Source organism: Lysobacter sp. ESA13C (genome assembly GCF_019970005.1).
GTDB classification, from domain to species: Bacteria; Pseudomonadota; Gammaproteobacteria; order Xanthomonadales; family Xanthomonadaceae; genus Lysobacter; species Lysobacter antibioticus_B.
Genome location: NZ_JAHXYK010000017.1, coordinates 34,121 through 55,437 on the forward strand (window position 1 = coordinate 34,121; position 21,317 = coordinate 55,437).

Here is a 21,317-nt window from a genome sequence, read left to right on the forward strand (position 1 = left end):
CCAGCAACGGCCGCCCCGTCACGAGGCGGCCGTTTGCGTTTGCGCCGGCATGGTCAGGGCATGAACTCCAGAGTAGGAACTGCGCGAGCTGCGACCGCGAATCCGCAATAGCGACGAGCCTTGACCGGGCGACGCAAGCTCGCAAATCATCGCCCCGATTCCCGATTCCCGATTCCCGATTCCCGATTCCCGATTCCCGATTCCCGAGCCAAGCCCTACCTGCGCTCGCGCGCAATCTCGGCCGACAAGCGTTCGCGCAGCGCGCGCGGCGTTTCGCCGGTGAGGCGCTTGAAGGCGCGGCGGAAATCGCGCGGGTCCTTGTAGCCGATGGCGGCGCCGACGCTGGCGATGGTGAGATTGCGTTCGCGCAGCAGCGCATAGGCGTGGTCGATGCGCAGACGGTCGTGGATCTCGTGGAAGCTGGTGCCTTCGCCGGTCAGTTGCCGGCGCAGGGTGCGCTCGCTGACGTGCAATTGCGCGGCGATGCCGGCGAGCTTGGGGTCCTGCGGCAATTGCGCGCGCAGCAGGCGCTCGACCGCGGCGGTGACCTCGCCGGGCACCGCGCCTTCCGGCATCTGCGCCTCGCACAGGGCCAGCACCTGGCGCGAGGCGATCGGGTTGTGGGTCGGCAGCGGCGCCGCCAGCCATTGCGCGTCGAGCACCAGCCGGTTCTGCGGTTGTTCGAACGCGACCGGGCAGTCGAACACGTCGCGATAGTGGGAGGCGTAGTCCGGCGCGGGATAACTGAACTCGATGCGCAAGGGCCGCAGGCCTTCGCCGACCAAACCGCGGGCGAGGGCGAGGCAACTGCTGAAGAACTCCTCGCAGACGAAACGGTGGATCGAGGGATAGGTCAGGGTCATTTGCCCGGCCAGGGCGACCGTGCCGGATTCCGAGGCGCTTTCGACGAAACGCATCAGGCTGCCGACCACCGGAGTGAAGCGCAGGCCGATCTGCAGGGCCTCGCCGAAGGTCGCCGCGGTCGTCATCGCCAGGCCGAGCAGGCCGAAGTTGCCGACATGCTGGCTGCGGCCGATGTCCAGGCCGATGGTGTCGGGCAGCACGCGCAGGGCGCGGTCGATCACGATCGCGGTCGGCCGGTTGGGCAGGCGCACGCCCGGGTCGCTGACCTGGGCGCGGCTCAGGCCGGTGCCGGCGAACCAATCGTCGCTGGGCGCGCCGATCCGGTCCGCGGTCTCGAGCAAGCCCCACAGCAGGTTCGGCGACATCAAGGCGATGTCGGATTTGGCGCTGTCCTGGTCGGATGGCTGACGCATCGCCCCTCACGATCGTGGCCGCACGGTTGACCGCTAATGCCCCCTTAGTGTGCCGCATTCGCCCTCACGCGCGCTCACATCGGCGGCGGAGACTCGTCGCATAGCCACGAGGGACGCCCAACGCGAGCATTCGCGCCGCGCCCCGGTCGCCAATCACGGGGAGATCCATGAGCAAACAGATTCCGGCGTTCGCCCTTGCCGCCGCCGCGGCCCTGACCGCCGGCTGCGGTCCCGAGCAGCCCCGGCACACCGCGACCGCGCAGGTCGCCGCCGGCGACGCCGCCTTCGCCGAGAGCTTTCGCACCCGTCTGCTCGACGCCAAGCCGGGCGAGGTGATCGAGGTGCCTGCCGGGCGCTACACCTTCGACCGCAGCCTGACCCTGCGCGTGGACGGCGTGACCATCCGCGGCGCCGGGCCGGACAAGTCGGTGCTGAGTTTCAAGGGCCAGAAGGCCGGCGCCGAAGGCCTGCTGGTCAACGCCAGCCAGTTCACCATCGAGAATCTGGCGATCGAGGACAGCAAGGGCGACGGCCTCAAGATCAACGAGGCGCAGGACATCACCATCCGCAACGTGCGGGTCGAGTGGACCGGCGGGCCGAGCACCAAGAACGGCGCCTACGGTCTGTACCCGGTCAAGACCCGCAACGTGCTGATCGAGAACTCGGTGGCCATCGGCGCTTCCGATGCCGGCATCTACGTCGGCCAGTCGCGCGACGTGATCGTGCGCAACAGCCGCGCCGAGTTCAACGTCGCCGGCATCGAGATCGAAAACACGATCAACGCCGACGTTTACGACAACGTCGCCACCAACAACACCGGCGGCATCCTGGTGTTCAACATGCCGGCGCTGTCGCAGCAGGGCGGGGCGATCCGCGTGTTCAAGAACAAGGTGTTCAAGAACAACACCGCCAACTTCGGCGCCAAGGGCACGCCGGTGGCCAGCGTGCCGGCCGGCAGCGGCATGGTGGTGAATTCCAACGACGACGTCGAGATTTTCGACAACGACATCAGCGACAACGCCACCACCAACATCATCGTCTCCAGCGTGTATTCGACCGGTTACAAGGACGACAAGGCGGCGAAAGACTTCGATCCCTATCCGGAGCGGATCTCGATCTACGGCAATCGCCTGTCCGGCGGCGGCGACTCGCCCGACGGTTTCGACCTCAAGGCCCTGAAGACGGCGATCTACGGCCTCAGCGGCCGCTTCCCCGACGTGCTGTGGGACGGGTATGCGAACAAGGCGCTCAAGGACGGGCCGCAGATCTGCATCCGCGACGTCTCCGGCGTGATCAACGCCGATGGTCCCGGCGGCTACAAGAGCCCGAGCCAAGACCTCAAGTCCTACGCCTGCACCCTGCCGAAGCTGCCGGCGATCGACCTCAAGCGCGGTTGATCGATGCGCAGGACGATGATGCGCTCGGTCGTTGCCGTATGGCTGTCGATGCTGCTGGCCGGATGCGCGCGCGAGTCGGCGCCGGCGCCGGTGCATTTCTTCGCCGACGGCCAGCCGCCGACCCTGGCCGAATGGAACCTGGTGCGCGTCGCCGACGGCCGCTTGAAGCTCAATGCCGGGGTCGTGCCCTACGACTTGAACACGCCGCTGTTCTCCGACTACGCGCACAAGCTGCGCACGGTATGGATGCCGAAGGGCCAGGCCGCGCAGTACCGGGCCGACGAGGCCTTCGATTTCCCGGTCGGAACCATCTTCAGCAAGACCTTCTACTACCCGCGCAGCCAGGCCGGCGGCGATGCGGTGCTGCGCAGCGCCGACGATGGCCCGGAGCTGCGCGGCGGCGGCCTGGCCTTGAACCAGGTTCGATTGATCGAGACCCGTCTGTTGATACGGCGCGAGGACGGCTGGGTTGCCTTGCCTTATGTTTGGAACGCCGAACAGACCGAGGCCAGGTTGATGCGCAGCGGCGCCTTGATTTCGCTGAGTCTGGTCGCGGCCGACGGCCAACGCGAAGCGGCCGAATACCAAGTGCCGGACCAGAACCAATGCGCCGGCTGCCACGGCGTCGACATGAAGAGCAAGGCGCTGCAGCCGATCGGGCCGAAGGCACGCCATCTCAATCGCGACTTCGCCTACGACGATGGGCTGAGCAATCAGATCGCGCGCTGGACTCGCACCGGCTATCTGCACGGCGCGCCCACCGCGGCTGCCGCGCCGCGCGATGCGAACTGGCGCGACGCCAAGGCGGGACTGGACGCGCGTGCGCGTGCCTACCTCGACATCAATTGCGGCCATTGCCACAGCCCGAAAGGGCCGGGCAATACCTCGGGACTGTGGCTCGATGCGGCGACCCAAGAGCCCATGCGGCTGGGTCGCTGCAAGCTGCCGATCGCCGCCGGCAAGGGCACCGGCGATTTCCGCCACGACATCGTGCCGGGCAAACCCGATCAATCGATCCTGCTCTATCGCATGCGCAGCGACGATCCTTCGGTGATGATGCCGGAGCTGGGTCGCAGTGTCGTGCACACCGAAGGGGTAAGACTGATCCGCGACTGGATCGCCGCGCAACAGGGGCAGTGCGGCTGATACCTGCGGGTCGGGGAAGGCAGGGAGGGGAACGCGCCGCCGTGCGCGTTCGTGTCTACGACGAACGAGAGGGGAGCTTTCCGATGCCGTTGCGCAAACACCGTTTGGTCACCGCGACCACCGCCGCACTCGCCGCGCTTTGCGGCGGCGCCTTCGCCCTGGCCGCGCCGGTCGCCTACGCCCAGGAGGCGGCGCCGAAGGAGCTGGAGAAGATCACCGTCACCGCGCAGAGCCGCGAGCAGGAACTGCAGGACGTGCCGATCGCGCTGCAGGTGGTGACCGACGAGCTCATCGACGACATCGCTGCGCAGGACATGGGCGACCTGGACAGCTTCGTGCCGGGCCTGGTGGTCGACAGCCAGCAGCCGACCCAGCCGGGCTTCCAGTTGCGCGGCATCAGCACCGACGACTTCGGCATCGGCACCGATCCGGCCGTCGGCGTGTACGTCGACGGTGTGTATGCCGGGCGTGGCGGCGGCGTGCTGTTGCCGTTCACCGATGTCGAGCGCATCGAAGTGCTGAAGGGGCCGCAGGGCACCTTGTTCGGCCGCAACACCGCCGCCGGCGCGGTCTCGATCATCACCCGCAAGCCCGACTTCAGCGCCACCGAGGTCAAGGCGCGTTTGCGCTTGGGCAGCGACGGCAAGCAATACGTCGACGGCATGCTCAACCTGCCGACCGGCGAGCATTCGGCGTTCCGCTTCAATGCCCTGGTCAATCACGCCGATGGTTGGATTCAGGACGCGGTGACCGGCGAAGACCTCGGCCCGGAAAACAACTGGGCGACGCGCGCGGCCTTCAAGGCCCGCTTCGGCGAGCGCACCAGTGCCTTGCTGAGCTGGGACCACGAAAGCCTGGACCAGAACGGCCAGGTCACCACCGGCATCGTCGCCTTGCCGCCCGCGCCGGGCTTGCCGACTCTGCCGGTCGACGAATCGGCTTACCTCGACCCGCGCAAGATCCCGACGGCGGTCGACATCGAGGGCAACGAAGAGTCGCGGCGTTTCGACGGCGTCACCCTGATCGTCGACCACGGTTTCGACTGGGGCGGTTTCACCTCGACCACCTCGTGGCGCGACTACGACTCGGTCAACCGGGTCGAGGAAGACGGCACCAACCGCAAGTATCTGTACGTCGATTCGACCAATACCGAGAGCAACCGCAGCTTCTATCAGGAGTTCAAGTTCAGCGGCAGCACCGACACGCTCGACTGGATCGCCGGCGCCAGCTATTTCGACGAGAAGGCCCGGCAGACCAGCGAGGTCAATGCGCTGACCGATTCGGTCGACACCATCGTGCGCAACCTTGGTCTGGCGCCGACTCCGGACGGGCGTCTGTTCGGTTTCTTCGACGACCTGCTGCAGGCCAACGGCATTCCGCTGACCCTGCTCGGCCACCGCTGGAACGAGACTTTCCACAACACCCTCGATACCAAGGCCTATGCGGTGTTCGGCGACGTGATCTGGCACGCGACCGACAAGCTCAACCTGACCGTCGGCCTGCGCTACACCCGCGACGAGAAGAAGTTCTCGTGGTTGAACACGCCGCGTACCGCACCGACCCTCGACGCGACCTTGAACCAATTGCAGGCCTTCGGTTTCTTCGACATGGTCGGCCTGCCGCGCGAGGCCTTCGTGTTCGACGTCGCCTTCATCGACCCGCCGGCGATGCTCAACAAGGGCGTGCTCAACCGCACTTCGAACAGTTGGAGCGATTTCAGCCCGCGTTTCGTCGTCGACTACCACTTCAGCGACGACACCATGGTGTTCGCTTCGCTGGCCAAGGGCTACAAGGCCGGCGGCTTCAACTCGCTGCAGATCGGCAGCGGTTTCGAGAACGAGGACGTGTGGAACTTCGAGACCGGCATCAAGCAGGTCTTCCCCGAGCAGCGCGTGCAGCTCAATGCCTCGGCTTACTACTATGTCTACGACAACCGCCAGGCGGTGCGGCTGGACAGCAGCACCGACATTCCGCGTTTCGTCGTCGATACCTCGGACCTGGAAGCCTACGGCCTCGACCTCGACCTGCGCTGGCAGGCCACCGATAACTTCGGCCTCGACTTCAACGCCGGTTTCATCGATTCGACCTACAAGAACTACGTGACCTCCGACGGCATCGACGCCAGCGGCGATCCCACCGGCCTGCCGTACTGGTCGATGGCCGGCGGCGCGCATTACGTCTGGAACCTCGGCGCGCACGGCGACCTGCGCTTCTCCCTGCGCCATGCCTATCGCGGCAAGGTCCGTTGCAGCGAGGAATCGCAGGCGCAGAACCGCTGCGGCGTCAGCCCCGCCTTGAACCTCGGCGAGGCGCAGAACCGCACCGACCTGCGCGTGGGCTGGACCTCGCCGCAGGGGCGCTGGGGTCTGGCCGCCTACGGCAATAATCTGTTCGACAATCAGTACATCAACGCGCTCGGCACCTACGGCAAGAACGTGCTCGGCACGGTCGGCGCGCGGGTCAGCGAACCGCGCAGCTACGGCGTGGAGTTCAGCGCGAGGTTCTGAGGCCGGGCCGGTCGTTTCGTTGTTCCGTCGCTCCCGCTTCGGCGGGATCACGGCAGAATCCAGCCTCGACGGCGGCAGCGGTTTCGTTCGCCGTCGCGATGCGTCGGGGTTCACGCTTAAGACCCGGCACAGGGACGCGCCGGGGTTTAGCTTTGCCGCCGTTCCCGGCATCCTTATGCGATGCCGAGCCGTCAGGACGGGCCCTCCGTCGATCTCCACACACAGCCGTTGCCGCGGATGCCCGGGGTGGGGCCGCGCGTGGCCGAGAAGCTCGCCGCACGCGGCCTGACTACGCTGCAGGATTTCTGGCTGCAACTGCCGCGGCAATACGAAGACCGCACCCAGATCACCCCGATCCGGCTGCTCCAGCCCGGCGTCGCCGCCCAGGTCGAAGGCCGGGTCGAGGCGGTCGACCGCGGCTTCCGTTACCGGCCGATGCTGCGCGTTGCGGTCGGCGACGATTCGCGCTCGGTGCTGGTGCTGCGCTTCTTCCATTTTCGCGCCGCCCAGGTCGCGCAGTTCCGCATCGGTGCGCGCGTGCGCCTGTACGGCACGCCGAAGCCGGGCCAGCATGGGCTCGAGATCGTTCATCCCAGCTATCGCGTGCTCGACGACGAGGGCGAGGTCGCGCTGGGCGAACAGCTCGACCCGGTCTATCCGGCGATCGAAGGCATCGGCCCGGCGACCTTGCGCCGGCTGATCGGCTATGCCCTCGACCGCCTGCCCGACGATGCTTCGCTGGAGCTGCTGCCGCGCGAGCTGCGCGAGCGCCTGCAACTGCCGACCTTGCGCGAAGCGCTGCTGACCGTGCACCGGCCGGCGGTCGACGCCGACGTGGCCGCCTTGATCGCCGGCCGCCACCCGGCGCAGCGCCGGCTCGCACTCGAAGAATTGCTCGCCCACCACCTCAGCCTGCGCCGCCAGCGCATCAGCCAGCAGGCGCACAAGTCGCGCCCGCTCAAGCAGATGCCGCTGGCCGAGAAACTGCGCAAGGCGTTGCCGTTCAAACTCACCGGCGCGCAGCGGCGGGTGTTCGACGAGATCCGCGCCGATCTGGCCAAACCCTCGCCGATGCTGCGCCTGGTCCAGGGCGACGTCGGCAGCGGCAAGACCGTGGTCGCCGCGCTCGCGGCGATGCTGGCCGTGCAGCACGGCCGCCAGGCCGCGCTGATGGCGCCGACCGAATTGTTGGCCGAGCAGCACCTCAATAATCTGCGCCGCTGGCTCGAACCCTTGGGCGTGCGCGTGGCCTGGCTGGCCGGCAAGGTCACCGGCCGCGCACGCAAGGCGGTGCTCGAACAGGTGGCCAACGGCGAAGCGCAGGTGGTGGTCGGCACCCATGCGCTGATGCAGGAAGGCGTGGCGTTCCGCGACCTGGCCCTGGCGATCGTCGACGAGCAGCACCGCTTCGGCGTCCACCAGCGCCTGGCCTTGAGGGACAAAGGCGCCGGCGGCGCGGTCGGCGACGATGCGATCGTGCCGCACCAGTTGGTGATGACCGCGACCCCGATCCCGCGCACCCTGGCGATGACCGCCTACGCCGATCTCGACGTTTCGGCGATCGACGAACTGCCGCCCGGGCGCACGCCGGTGCAGACCGTCGCACTCGGCGAAGAGCGCCGGCCGGAACTGGTGCAGCGCATCCGCACCGCCTGCGCCGAAGGCCGGCAGGCGTACTGGGTCTGCACCCTGATCGACGATTCCGACGAGGTGATCGCCCAGGCCGCGCAGACCACGTTCGAGGAACTGTCGCAGCAGCTCGCGCCCTTGCGCGTCGGCCTAGTGCACGGGCGCATGAAGGCCAAGGAAAAGCAGGAAACGATGCGCGCGTTCAAGGACGGCGAACTCGACCTGCTGGTTGCGACCACGGTGATCGAAGTCGGCGTCGACGTGCCCAACGCTTCGTTGATGATCATCGAAAACGCCGAGCGCCTCGGCCTGGCCCAGTTGCATCAGCTGCGCGGACGCGTCGGTCGCGGCAGCGCCGCGTCGAGTTGCGTGCTGCTGTATCGCTCGCCGCTGTCGGGCCTGGCGCGGCAGCGCCTGGACACCATGCGCAAGACCCACGACGGATTCGTGATCGCCGAGAAGGATTTGGAACTGCGCGGCCCCGGCGAACTGCTCGGCACCCGCCAGACCGGCCTGGCCGGTTTCCGCGTCGCCGATCTGGCCCGCGATGCCGACCTGCTGCCGCTGGTGCAGGAATTGGGCGAGCGCCTGCTGAAGACCTCGCCGGAGCTGGCCGAACGCATCGTCTCGCGCTGGGTCGGCGGTGCGGCGAGATACGCTTCGGCCTGATCGCCTCGGCCTGATCGCTTCGGCCTGATCGTCGAGGGCTGTCGCGGCGGCGCCTGAGCGCCATCGCCAAGACCGCAAGCCGGGCACAATCGAACACTCCCCGCGACGGCAAACAATGGCATAGTGTCCCGCCAGCTGGAGCGCCCCACCCGGATGCCGGGAGCCCTTCAAAACGCGGCCACGCAATGGTTCGGCCCGGCTTTCGACCGGCTGCACCCCTTGCTGCAGGCGCTGCATCGCAGCGGCGGGACCCTGGGCGGGCAGGTCGCCCTTTCCACCGGAACCGGTCTGGCCGGGTACATCGGCCGCCGTCTAGCCCGACGCCTCGGCATTCCGATCGATCGCGCACGTCGCGGCTTCCGCGTCGAGATCGTCCATGACGCGCAGGCCATGCAGTGGCGCCGCCGTTTCGACGACGGCAGCGAACTGATCTCGGTGTTCCGTCCGGTCGGCCGTTATCCCGATGGCCATTGGCTGGAAAGCACCGGCCCGGCGCGGATGAAACTCGGTGTCGAGCTCGAGGACGGCGGCTGGCGCTGGCGTTTGCGCGGCGTCGTAGTGCGCGGCGTGCCGCTGCCGTTGTTCCTGTTTCCCCGCACCGATGCCTACAAGCGCATCGAAGACGGCGAGCATTACCGCTTCGCCGTCGCTTTCTCCCTGTTTCCCTTCGGCGAGCTGTTGCGCTACGAAGGCGCGCTGCACGCTGTCCCGGCCGACGCGGCCGTTACCGACGAACGAGTGGCTTCATGACTGATCGCATTCCCCTGCTTATCGATACCGACCCCGGCGTGGACGACGCGCTGGCGCTGCTGATGGCGTTCAACGATCCGCGCCACGAACTGGTCGGGCTGACCATCGCCGCCGGCAACGTCGGCCTCAAGCACACCGTCGCCAACGCGCTCAAGTTGTGCGAAGTGGCCGGCGTCGACGTGCCGGTGTTCGCCGGCGCCGATGCGCCCTTGCTGCATCCCTCGCCGGACGCGGGCTATGTGCACGGCCAGGACGGTTTCGGCGACGTCGGCTACGAAGCCGCCCAGCGCCAGGTCGAAGCCGAACACGCCGCGCTCGCGATCATCCGCCTGTCGCACGAACACGCCGGCAAGCTGTTGCTGGTGGCGTTGGGGCCGCTGACCAACGTCGCGCTGGCGCTCAAGCTCGATCCGACCCTGCCGCAGCGCATCGCGCGCCTGGTGGTGATGGGCGGCGCGGTGACCTGCCAGGGCAACATTACCCCGGCGGCGGAGTTCAACATCTACTTCGATCCGGAAGCGGCGCACATCGTGTTCGAAGCCTTCGAACACATCGACCTGGCCGACTGGGAGGCGGTGATTGCCCACGGCCTGCATCACGAACGCGTGCTCACCTGGTTCCAGACCGATTCGGCGCGCGGCAAGTTCTACGAGCGCATTTCCGAGAAGACGCGGATGTGGTCGATCGACCGTCGCGGCGATCACTGGCATGCCGCCGACGCCCTGGCGATGGCGTTCGCGCTCGAGCCCGAGGGTGCGCAGGACGTGCAATCGCGGCCGGTCTCGATCGAACTCGAAGGCAGCCACAGCCGCGGTGCGACCGTGGTCGACTGGCGTCGCCAGGAAGGCCGCCCCGACAAAGTCGCGATTCTCATGAAATATGATCACCAGCGCTTCGAAACCCTGATTCAGAAGGCACTGGCCGCACACCCTCGCAGAGGAGAGTAGGCGTACGGCGAAAGTCGCAGGAGCGCGCAAGGTGATCTTCCCGGTGGCGGAACCAGCGGTGCAAGAACGCGGAAGACCCCCCTCAGCCCGGCGCGAGCCGCCTGTTCCAAGCTTGGAAGCAGGGAATCATCAGCCGGCGATGCCCCTAGGTCTCGCCGGCCAAGTGCCGGCCAATCAGGCAGGAAGCGGGGTGAGCGCAGCTCCCCCCGCCTCATTCAGCCTGGACCACAACCAATTGGTTTTCCGGCGCCAAATGGACTTGCACTCCCCCCAATCCGGCCGCTATACTGCCCGACTTTCCCGCATACCTAAGGTTGAGTGCCATGAAGGCAGGCATCCATCCCGAATACCGTAACGTCGTGTTCCAGGACGTCACCACCGACTTCCAGATCCTGACCCGTTCGACCCTGTCGAGCAAGGAAACGATCAAGCTCGACGGCACCGAGTATCCGCTGATCAAGGTCGACATCTCGTCGGCGTCGCACCCGTTCTATACGGGCAAGCACAAGATCATGGACACCAGCGGTCGCGTCGACAAGTTCCGCAAGCGTTACGCGCAGAAGTAATCGCGTCGCAATCGCTGTGCGCACAACGGCTGCCCGAAAGGGCGGCCGTTTGCGTTTGCGTCGCCACCGGTTCCGCTGAGCGACGGGTGTGGCCGCGGCGGTTCGCGCTGCCGCATCCCGGCGATGTCTGCGCCGCTGTCGGGCCGCGGTGCTCGCGTCTCCCCGTATGCCTTCGTCGCGCTGGGTCCGGGCCGGCGACCGCCTCGCGACAGGCTTTCCGCCAAGCTGCGACAAGCCCGCCCGCGTGCGCCGGCGCGAGGCCTTCCGGGGCCTGCCTGCGGGCCGAAAACCGGCCTCGGCGATGAAACGCTGCGTGGCCGCCATGCGCCCCTCCCGACCAAAGTCCGAGCTTGGGCTCAAGAAGCGTTGTGCGATAATTCAGCATCGCAGTTCAAATGCGACCCCCGTCCCCCTCCTGCCGCGGCCTTCCCTGCGGCAGGCAGATTGAGGAGTGTTTCGTGTCCGATGATTCCAAAAAAGCTGGCCTCGATCAGGTCACCCTGACCGCCGGCGACAAGAGCGTGGTCTTGCCGGTGCAGCACCCGGTGTTGGGCGCTTCCTGCGTCGACATCGCCAAGCTGCCGAAAGAAACCGGGATGTTCACCTACGACCCCGGCTTCACCGCGACCGCCAGCTGCAAGTCGGCGATCACCTACATCGACGGCGATGAGGGCGTGCTGCTGTACCGCGGCTACCCGATCGAACAGCTCGCCGAGAAGTCGAACTTCCTCGAAGTCGCCTATCTGCTGATGAACGGCGAACTGCCGACTGCCGGCGAGTTCAGCAAGTTCGAGCACGAAGTCACGCATCACACGATGATGCACGAAGCGTTTCGTACCTTCCTGTACGGCTTCCGTCACGACGCCCACCCGATGGCGATGCTGGTCGGCATGCTCGGCTCGATGGCGAGCTTCTATCACAACGAACTCGACCTGGAAGATCCGGAACAGCGCCGCCTGGCCGCGATCCGCCTGATCGCCAAGGTGCCGACGATCGCCGCCGCCTGCCATCGTTATTCGATCGGCTGGCCGATCCGCTATCCGAAGAACAGCCTCGACTACACCACGCGCTTCCTGCACATGCTGTTCGAAGTGCCGAGCGAGCCGCTGGAGCTCAACCCGGTCGCCGCCAAGGCGATGGACCTGCTGTTCATCCTGCACGCCGATCACGAGCAGAACGCGTCGACCTCGACCGTGCGCCTGGTCGGTTCGACCGGCGCCAACCCCTACGTCAGCGTCGCTTCCGGCGTCGCCGCGTTGTGGGGACCGGCGCACGGCGGCGCCAACGAGGCCGTGCTCAAGATGCTCAACGAGATCGGCCGCCCCGAGAACGTCAAGGGCGCGATCGACAAGGCCAAGGACAAGGAATCGGGCTTCCGCCTGATGGGCTTCGGCCACCGCGTCTACAAGAACTACGATCCGCGCGCCGCGCTGGTCCGCAAGATGACCCACGACGTGCTCGGCGAGCTCGGCGTCAACGATCCGCTGCTCGAAGTGGCGATGAAGCTCGAAGAAGCGGCGCTCAAGGACGAGTACTTCGTTCAGCGCAAGCTCTACCCGAACGTCGATTTCTACTCGGGCATCATCTACAAGGCGCTCGGCATTCCGGTCGAGATGTTCACGGTCATGTTCGCGATCGCGCGCACCGCCGGTTGGGTCTCGCATTGGCTGGAACAGCAGAACGACCCCGAGAACAAGATCGGCCGTCCGCGCCAGATCTACACCGGTCACGCGACGCGCGACTACGTCGGCGCCGACCAGCGCTGATCCGCGTCCGCATCCCGGATGCGAAAACGCCCCGCTTCGGCGGGGCGTTTTCGTTTGCGCTCCGGATCGGCATCGCGCGGCGATGCCGATCCGAGCGGGTCGCGCTTTACTCGACCTCGCAGTCGGTCAGACTCAGGTACTCGGTGCCGGACGTGAAGCCGACCGTGCAGGTCGCGGTGAAGGCGGTGCCTGGCGGAAGTGCGGCCAGCTTGCCGTCCTCGCTGGTCAGGCGTGCGTATTCGACCTCGCCGTCGGCGTCGGTCGCGGAGGTGAGCGCGGTGTCGGCCATCGAGGTGCTCTGTTCCAGCACCACCGCGGTGAAGCGCACGGCCTGATCGTACTCGGGCATCGACAGCGCGCTGTGGCCGGCCTCTTCGTAGCTTTGGTAGAGCTTGGACAGGCTGATCGCCGGTTTGTCGGCGGCGAGGGCGGCCGACGAAAGCGTCGCCAGGCACAGCAGTAGGGTTCCATGAAATCGCATGATGCTTCCTTGGGTGGCTGCGTAAAGAATCGTCATTGTGCCGTTGGTTCGTGGCGGCGTCTCGTTCGTCATCGGGCAGATTTCACGGAAACCTCGACCCGGCCGGACGAGGGGCTGCCGTGGAGCCCGGAGGGCGTTGCGCGGCGTGCGCTTACTTGAGGTCGGGAAAGCGTTGCAGCGCGCAGTGCGTCAGCCGCTCGGACAGCTGCGGATCGCGTTCCTCGAAATAGCCGGCCATATCGCGTTGCGCGCCCGGGTCGCCGGCTTGCGCGGCGCGCCAACGCAGCGCCGTGGCCAGATCCCGCTCGGCGGACGAGGCTTGGCCGTCTTCGTAGCTGGCGATGGTGCCGTGCAGCTCGGCGAGCTTGTTGTAGCCGGCCGGCGCGCCGCGTTGCAGCAGCCAGGCGACCAATGGCTGGGCCGATTCCCAGTCTTCGCCATGCATCGCCACGTTGAACAGGGTCGCGACCGCGCGCCAGTTGCCCAACTCGGCGGCTTCGATCAGCAAGGGCTCGCCCTCGGCGGCGTACGCACCGATGCTACGGGCCTGGGCGTATTTTTCCCGCGCAGCGGCGGTGATTTTCGGAAGCCCCGCATTGCCGGCATCGCAGGCGAAGTTGTCGGCGACCAGGCGCGCGGCGGGCGTGCGCATCCACGCCTGCTGGTCGCGCATCGCCTTGGTGAGGATCGAGACGACGCGCTTCGGGCTCATCGCCGGGCGTATCCAGGCCGTGCGCGCGGCCAACCGGCGCTTGCGTTCGCGTTCCTTGCGTTCCTCTTCGGCGCTCTGTTCTTTCTGCGCCCGGGTGTCCTCGCGCCGCCCGATTTCGGCGCAGGCCTCGAACCGCGCCGGCGGCAGCAGCCAACAGGCGGCGGCGACCTTGACCGGGAACCGGCCCCAGAGCATTTCCAGAGCGTACTGCTCCTGGCCGGCCCGCTCGGTCACCGTCACTCGCGCGGAGTCGTCGGCCAAGCCTTGGGCCAGGACGGTTCCGTCGGCCAGTTCCCAGCGATAAGGCTCGCCTTGCAGGCGCGCTTCGAGTTGCAGTTGGCGCGCGCCGGCAGCGGGAGGCTGTTGCGCGAATGCGGCCGATACCACGCCCAGCGAACACAGCGCGACCGCCATGGCAGACAAGCACGGACGGCCGAGGCGATGGGTCATGGTAGGGCGCTTCCTGCTAAGGATCGATGCGGATTTATACGCGTTACGGCAGCGGCGGGGTGGGGCCGGCGGTCGTCGCTATGGAGTCTTTGCGGCCGCTTGCAGGTCGCGGATGAAATGCGCATATGCGCTGCGGTCGTCGGCGGCGCCGGGCGCGATGCGTTCGCGTTGCGCTTGCGCCTGGCGCATGGCCTGGTCGGCACTGAGGCTGCCGTCGAGCACGCCGTCGCGCAGTTGCCGCATGCGCTGCAGGCTCAGGCCGGAGGCGCGGGCGTATTTGTCGTTCTGGGCCAGAAAGAAGCCGATCAGCGCTTGCGGCAGGCGCGCATCGTCGACGATGTCGCGACGGCCGTATTCGTAGATTGTCGCCTGCTTCCACGGGTCGAAGCCGCGGGTGCCGAAGCTGTCGTACTGGCTCAGGAAAATCTGCGTGGTCGGAACCACGATGCGGGTTTCGCCTGGCGTCGTGGGAATGCGCCAGACCGCGACGGTGTGGTTCGCCGTCGGCCAGAACAGGCCGACATTGCGCACGCCACCGCGGCGGGCGAGGAAGGCGTACAGCGCGGACAGCTCGTCGCATTCGGCGGTGGCGGTGATGCCGGTCGGGGTCGCGCTGCGCCGGGCGCGCCATTGGGCCCAGATCGCGTCCGAATTGGGTTCGCGATCGGTGATCGCCCAATGCAGGTTCCAGTAACCGCCGTCGCGAGTGGCTTCGAACAGCAGGCGCAGATAGGCGTAATCGGCGTAGGGCAGTTGTGCGGCACTCAAGCTCTGGGTGGCGCGCAGGGCGTCGTAGTCGGCGCGCACGGCGGGGCTGGATTGCGATGCCGCGGCCTGCGTACGCAAGCGGGCGACCAAACCGGCGACGGTGTTCGGTTCGGTCGGTGTGCTTGTGTTCGATGCGGTGCGTTGCGCCGGCGGCGTCGCTGCTGCGACGAACGACACGGCCGACAGGATCAATCCGCCGAAGAGCAGGCGAATGCCGGACGCGATGACTTGCATCGCTGCGGGGCCGCGTCGGGGGCGTTGTCGCATGGGTTCGGTCCTTCGAACGGTTTTGTCGGGCTGATACGGTTTCGTATTCGTTGGATCGTATTCGTTTGATGCGCACACGGCCGCATGGCGCTTGGCTCATCTCGTGCCGCTATCCCGCGAAGGCGTGGCCCCTGGGGCTCGGTCGCGACGTGGCTCTGAAGTCTCCGGATCCCCGCCTTCGCGGGGATGACGGCTAGGTAGCGTCGCGAGGGCGTTCAGGCGCGCGGCGATGACCGGGCCGCCTGGTCGGGCGTTCTGTGGGCCGAGGCGAGCCGGAGGGTTCTGCCCGCATCGGCATCGGCGCTACGGCGCGTTATCCTCGCTCGAAGTCGGAAATTTCCTCGTCGGCCAGCAACTGCCGCAACTGCGACGCCGTGGCGCGTTTCATCGGTTTCTCGTCGACGTTCGACAACGGCGCCTGACGCAGCACGTCGAGCGGCAGCACGGTCAGGTCGAAGGTCAGGTCCTCGGCACCGAACACCCACACCGGGAAGTCTTCGCTGCGTTCGCGGTCCAGGCGCAGGCGGCGTTCGCGGGCTTCGGCCGGGATCAGATGGTGATCCAGGAACATCGACACGGCCTCGGGATCGTCGCTGTACAGGTGCAGGGCGACCGGACTGCGAGCGTCGGCGGTGCCGTCCAGCACCGGTCCGACCAGGCGCGGCTCGAATTCGGCGAAGAACTCCAGCGCGCGCAGCGCGGCCTCGCGGCGTTGGCGCAGGCCGTTGAGGTTGTCGCGTTGGAACAGGCGCTGGTACTCGCGCAAGGCGTCCTCGATCTCGCGGTTACGCGGCAGCGAAGCGTCGTCGAAGATGCCCAGGCGTTCGGCGGCCTTGAGCTTGGCCTGGTGGTAGTCGCGGATGCCGCTCTCGGCGATCAGGCGGGCCGCTTCGTGGGCGAGGCGATGGCGACGCTCGCGAATGCGGGTCTGCGCATGCTGATGTGCGTGCTGTCGGGCCTGGTGCATCTCGACCTCCGGGCTGGCACGTCACGGCGAGGGCGCTCGCCGCGGCCGGGTAGGGCTGGCATGACCAAACCTAGCACGTTCGTCGGTCGGGGCAATGTCCATGCGGCCCGTCGTCGCCGCGGCAGGGCGCGAGGCGCCTGATTCAGCAAGATACGACCTGGCAAACGCGACCGGGCAAGACGCCAGGCCAGGCGCGGACGATCCGAGCCGCGCGATGGCGCAAAGAAAAGGCCGCACGCGCTGCGTGCGGCCTTGGCCGGGGCCTTGCCTGGGACAGGCGATCAGAAGATGTCGTAGGACTCTTCCGACGGCGCCGATTCTTCGTTGCCGTAATCGGTATAGGTTTGCATGCGCTCGAGGTCTTCGGCCTTGACCCACTCGATCACGCCGCCGGCGCCGTCGGGAATCAGTGCGCCGTTGCCGGCGACGGAGACCTTGACCATGCCCTGCGGCGGTTCGTTGACGGCGAGCGGCTGATCCTTCAGCGCCACCCGCATGTAGTCGATCCAGATCGGCAGGGCGGCCTTACCGCCGTATTCGCGGTAACCCAGCGACTTGTAGTTGTCGCGGCCGACCCAGACCGTGGTGACGTAAGGGCCGCCGAAGCCGGAGAACCAGGCGTCGCGGTGGTCGTTGGTCGAACCGGTCTTGCCGCCGACGTCTTCGCGGCCGAGCACCTTGGCCGCGGTGCCGGTGCCGCGCTTGACCACGTCGCGCAGCATCGAAACGATCTGGTAGGCGATGCGGTCGTCGATCGCGCGCGGCGCCAGGTTCATGCTCGCCTTCTCGGCCGCAGTCAGCTCCTTCTTCGGCGCGGCCGGCTTGTCCTCGGCCTTCTTGGCCTTCGGATCGGGCTTCTTCGGGTCGGGCTTGGCCGTGTCGCCGGTGCCGCCGGCGGGACCCAGGTCGAAACCGTCGACCACCGTGCTGACCGGTACTGCGACCGAGGTGCCGCCGCGGCCGCCGCATTCGGGGCAGGCGGTGGCCGGCTTTTCCTTGAACACCACGGCGCCGGCGCGATCCTTGACCTCGTCGATGAACCACGGGGTGATGCGGAAACCGCCGTTGGCGAACACCGAATAGCCTCGTGCGACCGACAGCGGCGTCAGCGAGGCGGTGCCGAGCGACATCGACAGGTTGGGCGGCAACTGCTCCGGGTCGAAGCCGAAGTGGCTGATGTACTTGCGGGCGAAGTCGACACCCATGGCGTCGAGCAGGCGCACCGAGACCAGGTTGCGCGACTGCACCATCGCTTCGCGCACGCGCATCGGGCCGGCGAAATTGCCGCCGTCGTTCTGCGGGCGCCACAGGTGGCCGCGGCGGTCCTTGAACACCACCGGGGCGTCGAGGACGATCGAGGCCGGGTTGTAGCCGCGCTCGAATGCCGCCGCATACACGAACGGCTTGAAGCTCGAGCCGGGCTGGCGGCGCGCCTGGGTGGCGCGGTTGAACTTGGCGCCAGCGAAGCTGTAGCCACCGGAGAGCGCGCGCAAGGCGCCGTTGCTCGGCTCCAGCGACACCAGCGCGGCCTGCGCCTGCGGCAGTTGGTCGAGGCGGTAGCTCACCACCGGCGGCTTGGCCGGCGCGGCGGGTACGACCGGTGCGGCCGCCGCGGTGCCGGTTTGAGCGGCCGGAGCGACTACCGGTTCGGTCACGGTCTCGGTGCGCTGGATGCGCACCACGTCGCCACGCTTGACCAGGCTGCCGGGGCTGCGGCCGCCGAAGCCCTGCTTCTCGGTGAGGGTCAGCTCGGTGCCGTCGCCGAGCACGACGTTGGCCTGGCCGCCGCTGCTGCCGAGCACGACCGCCGGCAATAGATTGGCCTGGGCCGGGATGCTGCGCAGGCGCTGGCGCGCGGTCGCGGCGTCCTCGCCCGCGGCGAGGTCGAAGTGCTGCTCGACCCCGTGCCAGCCATGGCGGCGGTCGTAGACCGACAGCCCGTCGCGCACGGCCTTGTCGGCGGCGACCTGCAAAGTCGGGTCGATGGTGGTGGTGACGTGATAGCCCTTGGTCAGCGCCTCGGCGCCGTAGCGGGCGATCATTTCCTGGCGCACCATCTCGGCCACGTAGGGCGCGTAGACCTCGACCGGGCGCTCGTGCGGGCTGGCGTGCATCGGCACGGCCTTGGCCTGCGCGGCTTCGTCGGCGCTGATGAAGCGCTGCTCGGCCATGCGGTCGAGGATGTAGTCGCGGCGCAGCTTGGCGCGGTCGGGATTGCTGAGCGGGTTGCCGCTGGACGGGAACTTCGGGATGCCGGCCAGCGAGGCCATCTCGTCGAGCGAGAGCTCGCTCATCTTCTTGCCGTAGTAGAACTCGGCGGCGGCGCCGACGCCGTAGGCGCGGTTGCCGAAGAAGCTTTTGTTCAAGTACAGCTCGAAGATCTCGTCCTTGCTGAGCTCGCGCTCCATGCGCATGGCCAGCAGCATCTCGCCGAGCTTGCGCTTGTAGCTGTATTCCGAGCTCAGGAAGAACTGGCGCGCGACCTGCTGGGTGATGGTCGAGCCGCCCGGGACGCGCTTGTCGTCGGTGGTCGCCAGCAGCCAGATCGCCCGGCCGATGCCCTTGTAGTCGATGCCGTGGTGCTTGTAGAAGCGGGCGTCCTCGATCGCGATGAACGCCTGCTTGAGCCGCTCGGGCACGTCCTCGATGGCGATCGGGTAGCGCCGGGTCTCGCCGAACAGCGCCATCAGGCGGCCGTCGCGGGCATAGACGTACATAGGCTCCTGCAGCTCGACCGTGCGCAGGGTCTCGACGTCGGGAAGCTTGGGGACGATCAGGTAGTACAGGGTGCCGAGCGCGATGGCGCCCAGCAGGACTGCGCCGATGAACGCATAGAGCGCCCAACGCAGCCAACGGCGAATACGGGACATCGAATCGGATTCCGGAGTCGGTGGTCGTGACGGGCAAGTATAGAGGAGCGCGGATGGCGGCCCCGGTTCCGGCGCCAGCCGACCGGCGGTGGGCGACGGAACCCGCCCGGGCGAGTAGGGTGGTGGCGCGACCACGCGCCGCAGGGCGGCCGCGATGGGGGCGATTGGGGGCAATCGGCACGGAACGGGATGACGGGTAGTCGGGCTGGGGAGGGCCCGTGGTGTTGCGCCGTCTTGCACGCAGTCGACAGACTGACGGTGGGGGTCACGTGACGTTGCGGGTCAAAAAAGCACGACTGGGTTGGCAATCGTGAAAGAAGTGGTTGCCAGCCTGTGAAAAGTCCGTTATCTAAGCCGGGGCCACACGAAGTGCGCGTAAGCGCTTGTGGCATGGGGAGATAACTGTGGGACTCATCACGAAAAGCCAGCCGGCATTGGTCGGCGTGGACATCAGTTCGACGGCGGTGAAGCTGTTGCAACTCTCACGAGTCGGCAATCGCTACCGCGTTGAGCACTATGCTGTGGAACCGCTGCCGCCGAATGCGGTGGTGGAGAAGAACATCGTCGAGGTCGAGGCGGTGGGCGAGGCGATCAAACGTGCGGTCGCGAGGTCGGGGACCCGCGTCAGGCATGCCGCTGCGGCCGTCGCCGGTTCCTCGGTGATCACCCGCGTGATCGGCATGCCGAACGACCTGGAAGGGGACGAGTTGGAGTCGCAGATCGAGCTGGAGGCGGCCAACTACGTGCCGTACCCGATCGACGAGGTGAACCACGACTTCGAGGTGCTCGGCCCGATGCCCGGCAGCCCGGACATGGTCCAGGTATTGCTCGCGGCGTCACGTTCGGAGAATGTCGAGGTTCGCGCTTCGGCGCTGGAGCTCGGCGGACTGACGCCCCGCGTCATGGACGTGGAGGCGTTCGCGATCGAGAACGCCTTCGCGCTGCTGGCCGACACCTTGAGCAGCCCGCGCGACGGCCTGGTCGCCCTGGTCGACTCCGGCGCGACCATGACCACCCTCAACGTACTGCGTAACGGCCGCAGCCTGTACCACCGCGAGCAGGTCTTCGGCGGCAAGCAGCTGACCGACGAGGTCATGCGCCGCTACGGTCTGAGCTACGAGGAAGCCGGTCTGGCCAAGCGCCAGGGCGGGCTGCCCGAGAGCTACCAGGCCGAGGTGCTGGAGCCGTTCAAGGAAGCGATGGTCCAGCAGGTCAGCCGTCTGTTGCAGTTCTTCTACGCCGGCAGCGAATTCAACCGTGTCGACCAGATCGTACTGGCCGGCGGCGGCGCTTCGATCCCGCGCATCGCCGAGATGGTCGAGGAGCAACTCGGCGTCCCGACCACGGTGGCCAACCCGCTCGCGCACATGACCCTCGGACCGCGCGTCCAGGCGCATGCGCTCGCACAGGACGCCCCCGCGCTGATGATCGCCTGCGGCCTGGCCCTGAGGAGCTTCGACTGATGGCACGCATCAACCTGCTCCCGTGGCGCGCCGAACGGCGCAAGGCTCGACAGAAGGAATTCGGCGCCATCCTCGGCCTGTCGGCCCTGGTCGCCGTCGCGCTTTCGGTGCTGATCGTTTTCTACTACAGCAGCGAAATCAGCGGTCAACGCAAGCGTAATGCCTTCCTCGATGCGCAGATCGTCGAGGTCGACAAGAAGATCACCGAGATCGAAGAGCTCGACAAGAAGAAGGCCAAGCTGCTCGCCCGCAAGGAAGTGATCGAAAAGCTGCAGTCCAACCGTTCGCAGATGGTCCATCTGTTCGATTCGCTGGTGCGCACCATCCCCGATGGCGCCGTGCTCACCGCGATCAAGCAGGATGCGGAAATTCTGACGCTCGAAGGCCGGGCCCAGTCCAATGCGCGCGTCAGTACCTATATGCGCACGCTGGAAACCTCCGGCTGGATGACCAAGCCCGACCTGACCATCATCGAAGCCAAGGGCAACGAGAAGGGGCTGCCGTACGAGTTCAAGCTCCGGGTCACGCTGGCGAATCCGAACGCGCCGAAGGACGAGGACGGCGACGGCGTGCCGGATGCGCCGGTCGCTACGGCCGAGGCTGCCGATGCGACCGCCGGAACGGCGCCAGCGGGTGCCGCGCCTGCCGCTGCGGCTACGCCGCCTGCCGCCGCGCCTGCGGGGGC

At 67.3% G+C, this 21,317-nt stretch carries 16 protein-coding genes; 10 read left to right on the forward strand and 6 right to left on the reverse strand.

The annotated features are described in order from the left end of the window. Positions 1-215 precede the first annotated feature (215 nt). A complete protein-coding gene (locus tag LC490_RS23825) occupies positions 216-1,277 on the reverse strand; it encodes an AraC family transcriptional regulator (protein ID WP_223621849.1) in 1,062 nt (353 codons plus the stop codon). A 167-nt stretch (positions 1,278-1,444) separates the two neighbouring features. Between LC490_RS23825 and LC490_RS23830 the strand changes: the two genes are divergently transcribed. From LC490_RS23830 to LC490_RS23865, 8 genes are all read left to right on the forward strand, one after another. Then, entirely contained in the window at positions 1,445-2,674 is a 1,230-nt protein-coding gene (locus tag LC490_RS23830) for a parallel beta-helix domain-containing protein (RefSeq protein WP_031372642.1), read from the forward strand. Positions 2,675-2,692: 18 nt separating this feature from the next. Beyond that, positions 2,693-3,820: an SO2930 family diheme c-type cytochrome gene (locus tag LC490_RS23835; RefSeq protein WP_223621850.1), complete on the forward strand. Its 1,128-nt coding sequence runs from the start codon at positions 2,693-2,695 to the stop codon at positions 3,818-3,820. A gap of 83 nt (positions 3,821-3,903) precedes the next feature. Next, the gene (locus LC490_RS23840) at positions 3,904-6,327 is read left to right on the forward strand and encodes a TonB-dependent receptor (protein ID WP_223621851.1); all 2,424 of its coding nucleotides are present in this window, start codon (positions 3,904-3,906) and stop codon (positions 6,325-6,327) included. 180 nt (positions 6,328-6,507) lie between these two features. Next, positions 6,508-8,625: an ATP-dependent DNA helicase RecG gene (gene recG, locus LC490_RS23845; RefSeq protein ID WP_223621852.1), complete on the forward strand. Its 2,118-nt coding sequence runs from the start codon at positions 6,508-6,510 to the stop codon at positions 8,623-8,625. 123 nt (positions 8,626-8,748) lie between these two features. After that, complete coding sequence (locus tag LC490_RS23850; protein WP_223621853.1) at positions 8,749-9,375, forward strand: DUF4166 domain-containing protein; 627 nt, start codon at positions 8,749-8,751, stop codon at positions 9,373-9,375. Continuing rightward, entirely contained in the window at positions 9,372-10,322 is a 951-nt protein-coding gene (locus LC490_RS23855; protein ID WP_223621854.1) for a nucleoside hydrolase, read from the forward strand. Before LC490_RS23850 ends, LC490_RS23855 begins: the two co-directional genes overlap by 4 nt. Before the next feature lie 323 nt (positions 10,323-10,645). Continuing rightward, positions 10,646-10,888: a type B 50S ribosomal protein L31 gene (locus LC490_RS23860; RefSeq protein ID WP_031372636.1), complete on the forward strand. Its 243-nt coding sequence runs from the start codon at positions 10,646-10,648 to the stop codon at positions 10,886-10,888. 458 nt (positions 10,889-11,346) lie between these two features. Next, a complete protein-coding gene (locus LC490_RS23865) occupies positions 11,347-12,654 on the forward strand; it encodes a citrate synthase (protein ID WP_223621855.1) in 1,308 nt (435 codons plus the stop codon). A 106-nt stretch (positions 12,655-12,760) separates the two neighbouring features. Here the strand turns inward: LC490_RS23865 and LC490_RS23870 are convergent, their stop codons facing one another. The 5 genes from LC490_RS23870 to LC490_RS23890 all read right to left on the reverse strand — a co-directional run bounded on the left by LC490_RS23870 (position 12,761) and on the right by LC490_RS23890 (position 19,169). After that, a complete protein-coding gene (locus LC490_RS23870) occupies positions 12,761-13,135 on the reverse strand; it encodes a hypothetical protein (RefSeq protein ID WP_223621856.1) in 375 nt (124 codons plus the stop codon). Between the two features lie 151 nt (positions 13,136-13,286). After that, positions 13,287-14,297: a hypothetical protein gene (locus LC490_RS23875; RefSeq protein ID WP_223621857.1), complete on the reverse strand. Its 1,011-nt coding sequence runs from the start codon at positions 14,295-14,297 to the stop codon at positions 13,287-13,289. Positions 14,298-14,375: 78 nt separating this feature from the next. After that, positions 14,376-15,332 carry a hypothetical protein gene (locus tag LC490_RS23880; RefSeq protein ID WP_223621858.1) on the reverse strand — a complete coding sequence of 319 codons (957 nt, stop codon included), beginning with the start codon at positions 15,330-15,332 and terminating at the stop codon, positions 14,376-14,378. Positions 15,333-15,645: 313 nt separating this feature from the next. Continuing rightward, positions 15,646-16,299, reverse strand: coding sequence for a hypothetical protein (locus LC490_RS23885; protein WP_223621859.1), 654 nt, complete (start codon positions 16,297-16,299; stop codon positions 15,646-15,648). 281 nt (positions 16,300-16,580) lie between these two features. Next, positions 16,581-19,169: a penicillin-binding protein 1A gene (locus LC490_RS23890; protein ID WP_223621860.1), complete on the reverse strand. Its 2,589-nt coding sequence runs from the start codon at positions 19,167-19,169 to the stop codon at positions 16,581-16,583. A 404-nt stretch (positions 19,170-19,573) separates the two neighbouring features. On the opposite strand from LC490_RS23890, the gene LC490_RS23895 reads away from it, so the two are divergent. Together LC490_RS23895 and LC490_RS23900 are read left to right on the forward strand one after the other, a co-directional pair. Beyond that, positions 19,574-20,632, forward strand: coding sequence for a pilus assembly protein PilM (locus LC490_RS23895; protein WP_031372629.1), 1,059 nt, complete (start codon positions 19,574-19,576; stop codon positions 20,630-20,632). Next, positions 20,632-21,317: PilN domain-containing protein (locus tag LC490_RS23900; RefSeq protein ID WP_223621861.1), on the forward strand; the 686-nt coding region annotated here is incomplete at its 3' end. The genes LC490_RS23895 and LC490_RS23900, both read left to right, overlap by 1 nt.

Excerpts from the sequence above, each read along its gene's own strand:
- recG (WP_223621852.1), top strand. The coding sequence starts at position 6,508 with ATGCCGAGCCGTCAGGACGGGCCCTCCGTCGATCTCCACACACAGCCG.
- LC490_RS23860 (WP_031372636.1), top strand. The coding sequence starts at position 10,646 with ATGAAGGCAGGCATCCATCCCGAATACCGTAACGTCGTGTTCCAGGAC.
- LC490_RS23840 (WP_223621851.1), top strand. The coding sequence starts at position 3,904 with ATGCCGTTGCGCAAACACCGTTTGGTCACCGCGACCACCGCCGCACTC.
- LC490_RS23870 (WP_223621856.1), bottom strand. The coding sequence starts at position 13,135 with ATGCGATTTCATGGAACCCTACTGCTGTGCCTGGCGACGCTTTCGTCG.
- LC490_RS23835 (WP_223621850.1), top strand. The coding sequence starts at position 2,693 with ATGCGCTCGGTCGTTGCCGTATGGCTGTCGATGCTGCTGGCCGGATGC.
- LC490_RS23830 (WP_031372642.1), top strand. The coding sequence starts at position 1,445 with ATGAGCAAACAGATTCCGGCGTTCGCCCTTGCCGCCGCCGCGGCCCTG.
- LC490_RS23825 (WP_223621849.1), bottom strand. The coding sequence starts at position 1,277 with ATGCGTCAGCCATCCGACCAGGACAGCGCCAAATCCGACATCGCCTTG.
- LC490_RS23885 (WP_223621859.1), bottom strand. The coding sequence starts at position 16,299 with ATGCACCAGGCCCGACAGCACGCACATCAGCATGCGCAGACCCGCATT.
- LC490_RS23855 (WP_223621854.1), top strand. The coding sequence starts at position 9,372 with ATGACTGATCGCATTCCCCTGCTTATCGATACCGACCCCGGCGTGGAC.
- LC490_RS23890 (WP_223621860.1), bottom strand. The coding sequence starts at position 19,169 with ATGTCCCGTATTCGCCGTTGGCTGCGTTGGGCGCTCTATGCGTTCATC.
- LC490_RS23880 (WP_223621858.1), bottom strand. The coding sequence starts at position 15,332 with ATGCGACAACGCCCCCGACGCGGCCCCGCAGCGATGCAAGTCATCGCG.
- LC490_RS23875 (WP_223621857.1), bottom strand. The coding sequence starts at position 14,297 with ATGACCCATCGCCTCGGCCGTCCGTGCTTGTCTGCCATGGCGGTCGCG.